Raw genomic sequence first — 8,494 nt, 5'->3', positions numbered from 1 at the left:
TTAAGAACGTTTAGCAGTGAGTATTACCGATGGTTTAGTTCGTGTTTCAGTAGGATTGGAAACCGTAAAAGATGTGATTGCTGATTTAGAGCAGGCATTGTTGTAAGGATTTTTTGATTGTAGATTTACTACAAATTAAAAATCATCAATCTCCATTCACTATTCTTAAATCAAAAAGTATATTTTTGTTGTTTCAATATAAAAAGAATGTTGATTTCAGACAGCTTTGAAATCTACAATCAAAAATAATTAATCTTCAATTATATTTTTTTAAAATGCTTTCAAAAAAAACTAAATACGGAATAAAAGCACTTACTTTTTTGGCACGCCAAAAAAACAATTTTCCGGTGCAAATAGCGGAGATAGCCAAGAGCGAGACTATCTCGATCAAGTTTTTAGAAAGTATTTTATTATTACTGCGTCATTCTGGTTTTTTAGGAGCCAAAAAAGGAAAAGGCGGAGGCTATTATTTGATAAAAGATCCTAAGGAAATAAATATGGCCCATGTGTATCGTATTCTAGAGGGACCTATTGCATTACTTCCATGTGCCAGCCATAATTTTTATGAGCCTTGTGAAGACTGTGCCGATGAAACCACTTGCGCCGTTCGGAAATTAATGACCGAAGTGCGAGACAATACCCTGATGATATTGGAAAACAATACCCTAGCGGATATCGCCTTTTAAAAAATAAACTTAAAAATTAGTGTTGTAGTTAAACAAAAAGTACTATTTTTGCGCTTTAATCTACAATGCCGATAGGGTAATAGATAATAAATAAAATTTATTTTACCTTGCAAGCATGAATAAAGAAGTAGTAGAAGAAAATAAAGGGATGATAAAATCCCAAATTACATTTAAAGAACGCTTGTGGGTTGTTATTCCGGTTGTTTTATTAGTTGGATTAATTTCTACATTGGTGTACAACCATCATGCTGAATTTTCTTGGAATGGTTTTGTGGGAGGGTTCGATCAGGAGTTTTTAATCTTTTTTTGTATTGGCGTTTTTGCACAACTAGTCGATGGAACTTTAGGAATGGGCTACGGAGCAACCTCTACCTCTTTTTTATTGGCATATGGAATCCCGCCAGCAATCAGCAGTACAGGTGTTCACGTTGCTGAAATGTTTACCACCGGCGCTTCTGCAATTTCTCATCATCGTTTTGGGAATATCAATAAAAAACTAGTCCGGCATTTGTTGATACCCGGAATTTTGGGTTCGATTACCGGAGCTTATTTGTTATCGGATGTAATTGATGGGGATGCAATAAAGCCTTTTATTGCCGTGTATATGATCGCTTTGGCGGTTATAATTATCAGAAAGGCAATGCAAAAAAATATTATTAAAAAGAAAACGAAACGATTGAATATTCTGGCTTCTTTTGGGGGATTCATGGATTCCGTTGGAGGTGGAGGCTGGGGGCCAATTGTAACTTCTACATTATTAGGACGCGGTAGAAATCCTAGATATACAATTGGTTCTGTGAATGCAGCCGAATTTGCGGTTTCTTTCGCTAGTGGTATTACATTTATGATTTTTGGAGGAATCCAAGGATGGCAGGTTATTATAGGTTTAATTTTAGGAGGCGTTATTGCTGCGCCAATTGCTGCTTTATTAGTTAATAAAATCAAAAGAAAACCAATGATGATTTTGGTAGGTATCTTAATTATTATTTTGAGTTTAAGAACCTTGTCAAAATTGTTGTAAAAGATAAACGGAATTATGAGCACAGATATAGTACAAGCGTTATTGCATAAAACCAAAGATTTTTCCATTGAGGAAACGCTTCGTTTTTTAGCCAACGAATATAAGGATAACGTAGTTTTTTCTACTTCTTTTGGTCAGGAAGATCAGGTGATTACGGCTTTAATTGCGAAAAATGATTTGCCAATTACCATTTTTACATTGGATACAGGACGATTATTTCAGGAAACGTATGATGTTTTTCATAAAACTTTAAGAAAATATAAAATTGACATTAAAACCTATTTTCCGGAAGCAATTGCGGTGGAAGAGTTGTTAAATCATAAAGGTCCAAACAGCTTCTATGAATCGGTGGAGAATAGAAAAGAGTGTTGTTTTATTCGAAAAGTGGCACCGTTGACTAAAGCATTAAAAGGGAATGACATCTGGATTACTGGTTTACGTGCGGAACAATCCGAAAACAGAAATGACTTAGACCTTTTTGAATACGATGAAAAGTTCGACATTATAAAATTCAATCCATTATTGAAATGGACTTTGATAGAAGTAGAAGCTTATTTAGAAAAAAATAATGTGCCACAAAATGTATTACACAAACAAGGGTTTGTAAGTATAGGATGTGCTCCATGTACGAGAGCCATAGCCGAAGGGGAAGATATCAGAGCAGGGAGATGGTCATGGGAATCGAGTCATAAAGAATGTGGGTTGCACCAAAAATAATTAAAAATTAATACAACAATCTTTCAATTTTTGAATTTTTCAATCCTTGAATAAATAAAAATATAATGAGTACCATATTAAAAACAAATGCTTTAGAAAGCGAAGCGATATACATATTTAGAGAAGTAATTTCTCAATTTGACAAACCGGTATTGCTTTTCTCTGGTGGAAAAGATTCGATTACTTTGGTACGTTTAGCTCAAAAAGCATTTTTTCCAGCGAAAATCCCTTTTCCATTGTTGCACGTAGATACGGGACATAACTTTCCTGAAACTATTGCTTTTAGAGATAAATTAGTTGCTGAATTGGGATTAGAATTAATCGTTCGTAATGTGCAAGATGCTATTGACGAAGGGAAAGTTGTAGAAGAAACAGGTAAGTACTCCAGTAGAAACAGTTTGCAAACGACTACACTTTTGGATGCTATCGAAGAATTCAAATTTGATGCTTGCATCGGTGGTGCGCGTAGAGATGAAGAAAAAGCGAGAGCGAAGGAACGTATTTTTTCGGTTCGTGATGATTTTGGTCAATGGGACGAAAAAAATCAGCGTCCTGAATTATTTGATATTTTAAACGGAAAAATTGAAAACGGTCAAAACGTTCGTGTTTTTCCAATTTCGAATTGGACAGAGCTAGATGTTTGGAGTTATATCGAACAAGAGCAAATCGAAATTCCATCGATTTACTTTTCACACAAGCGTAAGGTATTCTTGAGAGACGGTATGATTTGGTCTCATTCTCCTTTTGTTTACCAAGAAGAAGATGAGCAAATTGAAGAAAGAATTGTTCGTTTTAGAACCGTTGGAGATATGAGTTGTACCGCAGCTGTTGATTCTTACGCAGCAACTATTCAGGAAGTGGTGGGTGAAATTAGATCTTCAACTATTTCTGAAAGAGGAGCCAGAATTGATGATAAACGTTCTGAAGCTGCAATGGAAAAAAGAAAACAACAAGGTTATTTTTAGAAAACAATTATAAGTTATGAATTATAAATTATGAATTGTTCCGAGATATTTAAAATTTATAATTCAACATTTAAAATAAAAAAATCAAATTTAGAAGTTTTTACAAGGTGTTTTTGAAAACCTTAAACTTTTAAACTTTAAACAAAATTCAGATGGAAGTTTTAAAAATAGCAACAGCAGGAAGTGTAGATGACGGAAAAAGTACATTAATCGGGAGATTATTGTACGATACAAAATCATTGACTACAGATAAGATTGAAGCAATAGAAAAAAGCAGTAAGCAAAAAGGATACGATTATTTAGATTTCTCATTGGCTACCGATGGTTTGGTTGCTGAAAGAGAACAAGGAATTACGATTGATGTGGCGCATATTTATTTTTCGACAGCCAAAAAAAGTTACATTATTGCCGATACTCCGGGTCACGTTGAATATACACGAAACATGGTTACCGGAGCTTCAACTTCACAAGTTTCAATCATTTTGATTGATGCGCGTAAAGGAGTTATTGAGCAAACCTACCGTCACTTTTTTATCAATAATTTATTGAGAGTAAAAGATGTGATTGTTGCGGTAAACAAAATGGATTTAGTTGATTATTCAGAAGAAGTATACAACAAAATCAAAGCAGACTTTCAGGCATTAAATGCAAAAAGCGCTTTTAAAGAACAAAATGTAAGTTACATTCCGCTAAGTGCAATCAATGGAGGGAATGTTGCCGATAAATCGGAGAACATGCCTTGGTATACCGGACAGACGGTTTTGGAACATTTGGAATCATTGGAACCAAATGATATCTACGAAAACGGGATCGCACGTTTTCCTGTTCAAACAGTAATCCGACCAAAAACGGAAGAGTATCACGACTTTAGAGGATATGCCGGAAAATTATACGGTAACACTATTAAAGTGGGAGATGCAGTAACGGTGCTTCCTTCTTTAACTGAATCTACCGTAACGAATATTCACTTTTTTGATAAACAATTTGATGAAGCTACGGCTGGTTCTTCTATCACTATCGAATTAGATAATGACATCAATGTAACCAGAGGTGATATGATTGTAAAATCGAATGAACTTCCTAAAATTGAAAAAGACATCACAACAACTGTTTGTTGGATGGACAGTAAAAAATTAGTGGCAGGTGCAAAATATTATGTGCAACACAACAGCAATAGAGTTTTGGCGAAAATTGACAGTGTAAAAAACGTAATCGCAACCGATTATTCTGGAACAACACCAGCGACTCAATTAGCTATAAATGAAATTGGAGAAGTAACTATCAAATTGAGCAAAGCCATTTATTTTGATGCTTATACTGATAATAAATCTAACGGAGCTTTCATTTTAATAGATGCTACAACCAACACAACAGCAGGAGTTGGGTTTATAAAATAGCCCCCACCCCAGCCCTCCCCGAAGGGGAGGGAGACATCCTGGATAAAAGTATGCCGGTAGTTAAGGCGTTTGCCTTTTACGATAAGAATATAATAATAATTGAGTTAAAAGAAAATGTAATAATATTTCCAATTTCGACTCCCTCCCCGAAGGGGAGGGTTGAGGAGGGGATAAATATAACTAAAAGATGCAAAGTTTTAGAACAGAAATAGAAGATCCGATTGTCCAAAAAGAGATTATCGATTTAGAGAAAAAAATTCATTCCTTCCGAAGTGGACAAATTGACGATGAGCGTTTTCGCAGTCTTCGTTTGGCACGTGGTATTTACGGTCAACGTCAAGAAGGCGTGCAAATGATTCGTATTAAATTGCCATACGGAAAAGTGACTAGCGAGCAATTGAAGCGTATTACGGAAGTGTCCGATAAATATTCTACAGGACGTTTACACATTACAACCCGTCAGGATATTCAAATTCACTATGTGAGTTTAGACAGAACACCGGAGCTTTGGTCTGAGTTAGCTAAAGATGATATCACTTTGAGAGAAGCTTGTGGAAATACCGTGCGTAATATTACTGGAAGCGAATTAGCGGGTGTAGATGTTGACGAACCTTTTGACGTGTCGCCTTATGCGCATGGTTTGTTTCAATATTTATTGCGTAACCCAATTTGTCAGGAAATGGGACGTAAGTTCAAAATATCATTCTCCTCTTCTGATAAAGATACCGCTTTGAGTTATTTGCATGATTTAGGATTTATTCCAAAAATTGTAAATGGCGAAAAAGGGTTCAAAATAATGTTTGCGGGTGGTTTAGGTTCTCAACCAAGTCACGCTGAATTGCTTTCAGAATTTGTACCGGTGAACCAAATTATTCCAACTGCCGAAGGTATAATCAGAGTTTTTGACCGTTACGGAGAAAGAGCAAAACGTTTGAAAGCACGTATGAAATTCTTAATTAAAGATTTAGGTCGTGATGAGTTTTTGCGTTTGGTTGACGAAGAGAAAAAAGCATTGCCTTTTCATACATACGAGATAGATACTACAGCTTTTGAAGGGCCAATTACAGAACCTTTGTTAGCTGTACCATCAGTAACAATTGATAATGTTGAAGCTTTTGAAGCTTGGAAAAAATCAAATGTGATTGCACAAAAACAAGCAGGATATGTGGCTATTGGTATCAAAGTGCTTTTAGGAGATTTTTATACAGATAAAGCAAGATTGTTAGCCGATTTGATTAAAAATTATGGTGCTAATGAGTTGCGTTTTTCATTAAGACAAAACATCGTTTTGCGTAATATCAAAGAAGAAAATCTAGTGTTCTTTTACCAAGAATTAGCCAAATTGGATTTTGTTGCTTTAGGATATGATACTATCGGAGATATCACGGCTTGTCCGGGAACGGATACGTGTAATTTAGGTATTGCAAGTAGTACTGGTATTGCGGATGAATTAGAAAGAGTATTAAAAACAGAATACCCACAATACAGCAACAATCAACAAATCGCCATAAAAATTAGCGGTTGTATGAATGCTTGTGGACAACACAATATGTCCGAAATTGGTTTCCAAGGAATGTCCATTAATGCAGGAAAACTAGTGGCTCCAGCTCTTCAGGTATTATTAGGTGGCGGGAATTTAGGAAACGGAAACGGAAGATTTTCGGATAAAGTGATTAAAATTCCAAGCAGAAGAGGACCCGATGCGTTGCGTTATATCTTAAATGATTTTGAAGCAAACGGAAACGGACAATCGTTCTTGAATTATTACGACGCCAAAGGAGAGAAATATTTCTATGAATTTTTAAAACCATTAGCTGATATAACAAACCTTACCGAGGCTGATTTTGTAGATTGGGGAAATGCTGATAACTACGTAAAAGCTGTTGGAGTAGGAGAATGTGCAGGTGTAGTAATTGATTTAGTGGCTACTTTAATATTAGAAGCCAAAGATAAAATGACTTTTGCACAAGAAGCTTTCGAAGAAGAAAAATGGGCAGATGCGATTTACTTGGCCTACGCAGGTTTTGTAAACGGTGCCAAAGCAATATTATTGGCAGAAAACCAAAAAACAAATCACCACGCTGGAATTATCGATTTATTTGATACTGTTTTTATCGAAAGCAAAAAAATAGAATTGGATTCAAGCTTTAAAGATTTGGTTTATCAAATCAAAGCGAATGAGCCTTCTGCCGAATTTGCACAAAAATACATCCAACAAGGAGTTGCGTTTTTTGATACAATAGAGAAATACAGAGCCAAAGATTTAGCTGATGCATAATACAATACAACCCAAAGTAACTTTAGTAGGCGCTGGTCCTGGCGATCCGGATTTGCTTACTCTGAAAGGAGTAAAGGCGCTGGCAGAAGCGAATGTGGTTTTGTATGATGCACTAGCCAATGAGGAAATAATGATTCATGCACCCAAAGATGCCATAAAAATATTTGTAGGGAAACGAAAAGGCTGTCATGAATATACGCAAGACCAAATCAATCAGTTGATTGTTGATAATGCGCTTACCTATGGAAATGTCGTTCGGTTGAAGGGTGGAGATCCATTTATTTTTGGTCGTGGAAGCGAAGAAATTGAATTTGCAGAAAGTTTTGGAATCCCTACATTTGTAGTCCCCGGAATTTCATCTTCGATTGCAGTTCCGGCTTATCAAGGAATTTCTTTGACAAAAAGAGGTGTTTCAGAAAGTTTTTGGGTAATCACAGGCACTACTTCCGACAGGAATTTGTCGAATGATGTAGCTCTCGCAGCGCAATCATCAGCAACAGTTGTGATTTTGATGGGAATGAGTAAACTATCACAAATTGTGTCATTATTCCAGAAGGAATCCAAAGGAGAAACTCCTGTTGCAATTATTCAAAACGGAACTACTCCACAGGAAAAAATTGGAGTTGGAACGATTAACACTATCCAAGGAGTTGTGGCGGAGAAAAAGTTAAGTTCACCAGCTATAATTGTTATTGGAGAAGTGGTCAAAGAAAGTATCAAGTTAAAAGGATTTCACGAAGAATTCATTTTAAGTAACATTGCATAAAAAATAAGTATAAATTATTCAAGCTCAGGCTCCCTCTCCTTCGGAGAGGGTTGGTAGAGGAAAATAAGATAGTAATGGAAAGAAACGAACTATATCCTGTTTTTTTAAAACTACACAACCTCAATGTACTTATTGTAGGTGGAGGAAATGTGGGTTTAGAAAAGTTATCTTTCATGTTGAAATCCAGTCCAAATGCCAATGTTGAAGTGGTGGCGCCAAGGTTTCTTCCAGAATTGGAAGGCCTGGCAGCAAAACATCCTTCGGTAATATTGACCTATAAAAAGTTCAATCGCTGGATGCTTCGCAAACGCCACATGGTAATTGCCTGCACCGATGATTTGAAAGTAAATAAACGGGTATTCGACTTGTGTCGAAAAAGACATTTGATTTGCAACATTGCCGATACACCGGATTTATGTGATTATTATTTGGGCGGAATCGTAACCAAAGGAAATGTGAAAATAGCCATTTCAACCAACGGTAAATCACCGACAACTGCCAAAAGATTACGGGAGTTTTTCGAAGAAATAATTCCGGATGACATCAATAAAATGGTCGAAAACCTCAATGAATATCGCAAAACGCTTAAAGGGAATTTCGAAGAAAAAGTACAAAAAATGAACGAAATCACAGAAGCATTAAAAAACAAAGAATAAAAGCATTG

The 8,494-nt window shown here is 35.9% G+C and carries 8 protein-coding genes and 1 pseudogene; all 9 read left to right on the top strand.

The window, feature by feature from the left end; all coding sequences use genetic code 11:
* Window positions 1-4 precede the first annotated feature (4 nt).
* Window positions 5-106: pseudogene (locus tag EKL97_RS09240) on the top strand (PLP-dependent transferase); the annotation flags it as partial.
* 169 nt (window positions 107-275) lie between these two features.
* The gene (locus EKL97_RS09235) at window positions 276-686 is read left to right on the top strand and encodes an RrF2 family transcriptional regulator (RefSeq protein WP_126516147.1); all 411 of its coding nucleotides are present in this window, start codon (window positions 276-278) and stop codon (window positions 684-686) included.
* Between the two features lie 115 nt (window positions 687-801).
* Window positions 802-1,707 (top strand): sulfite exporter TauE/SafE family protein, encoded by a 906-nt coding sequence (locus tag EKL97_RS09230; RefSeq protein WP_231507414.1) that lies wholly within the window; start codon window positions 802-804, stop codon window positions 1,705-1,707.
* Window positions 1,708-1,722: 15 nt separating this feature from the next.
* Window positions 1,723-2,424: a phosphoadenylyl-sulfate reductase gene (locus EKL97_RS09225; RefSeq protein WP_126516148.1), complete on the top strand. Its 702-nt coding sequence runs from the start codon at window positions 1,723-1,725 to the stop codon at window positions 2,422-2,424.
* 65 nt (window positions 2,425-2,489) lie between these two features.
* Window positions 2,490-3,389, top strand: a complete 900-nt coding sequence (gene cysD, locus EKL97_RS09220; protein ID WP_126453028.1) for a sulfate adenylyltransferase subunit CysD — start codon at window positions 2,490-2,492, stop codon at window positions 3,387-3,389.
* 152 nt (window positions 3,390-3,541) lie between these two features.
* The gene (locus EKL97_RS09215) at window positions 3,542-4,786 is read left to right on the top strand and encodes a sulfate adenylyltransferase subunit 1 (RefSeq protein WP_126568706.1); all 1,245 of its coding nucleotides are present in this window, start codon (window positions 3,542-3,544) and stop codon (window positions 4,784-4,786) included.
* A gap of 187 nt (window positions 4,787-4,973) precedes the next feature.
* Window positions 4,974-7,064, top strand: a complete 2,091-nt coding sequence (locus tag EKL97_RS09210; protein WP_126568705.1) for a HEPN domain-containing protein — start codon at window positions 4,974-4,976, stop codon at window positions 7,062-7,064.
* Complete coding sequence (cobA, locus tag EKL97_RS09205; RefSeq protein ID WP_126562874.1) at window positions 7,057-7,830, top strand: uroporphyrinogen-III C-methyltransferase; 774 nt, start codon at window positions 7,057-7,059, stop codon at window positions 7,828-7,830. Before EKL97_RS09210 ends, cobA begins: the two co-directional genes overlap by 8 nt.
* Before the next feature lie 74 nt (window positions 7,831-7,904).
* Window positions 7,905-8,486, top strand: coding sequence for a bifunctional precorrin-2 dehydrogenase/sirohydrochlorin ferrochelatase (locus EKL97_RS09200; RefSeq protein WP_126554992.1), 582 nt, complete (start codon window positions 7,905-7,907; stop codon window positions 8,484-8,486).
* The last annotated feature ends 8 nt before the right edge of the window (window positions 8,487-8,494 follow it).

Source organism: Flavobacterium sp. LS1P28, assembly GCF_003970335.1.
Classification (GTDB): Bacteria; Bacteroidota; Bacteroidia; order Flavobacteriales; family Flavobacteriaceae; genus Flavobacterium.
This window is presented reverse-complemented; position numbering and strand designations above follow the sequence as displayed.

Bases quoted from the DNA above. Each gene is read 5' to 3' on its own strand.
- EKL97_RS09230 (WP_231507414.1), top strand. From the start codon at position 802: ATGAATAAAGAAGTAGTAGAAGAAAATAAAGGGATGATAAAATCCCAA.
- EKL97_RS09215 (WP_126568706.1), top strand. From the start codon at position 3,542: ATGGAAGTTTTAAAAATAGCAACAGCAGGAAGTGTAGATGACGGAAAA.
- EKL97_RS09210 (WP_126568705.1), top strand. From the start codon at position 4,974: ATGCAAAGTTTTAGAACAGAAATAGAAGATCCGATTGTCCAAAAAGAG.
- cysD (WP_126453028.1), top strand. From the start codon at position 2,490: ATGAGTACCATATTAAAAACAAATGCTTTAGAAAGCGAAGCGATATAC.
- cobA (WP_126562874.1), top strand. From the start codon at position 7,057: ATGCATAATACAATACAACCCAAAGTAACTTTAGTAGGCGCTGGTCCT.
- EKL97_RS09235 (WP_126516147.1), top strand. From the start codon at position 276: ATGCTTTCAAAAAAAACTAAATACGGAATAAAAGCACTTACTTTTTTG.
- EKL97_RS09225 (WP_126516148.1), top strand. From the start codon at position 1,723: ATGAGCACAGATATAGTACAAGCGTTATTGCATAAAACCAAAGATTTT.
- EKL97_RS09200 (WP_126554992.1), top strand. From the start codon at position 7,905: ATGGAAAGAAACGAACTATATCCTGTTTTTTTAAAACTACACAACCTC.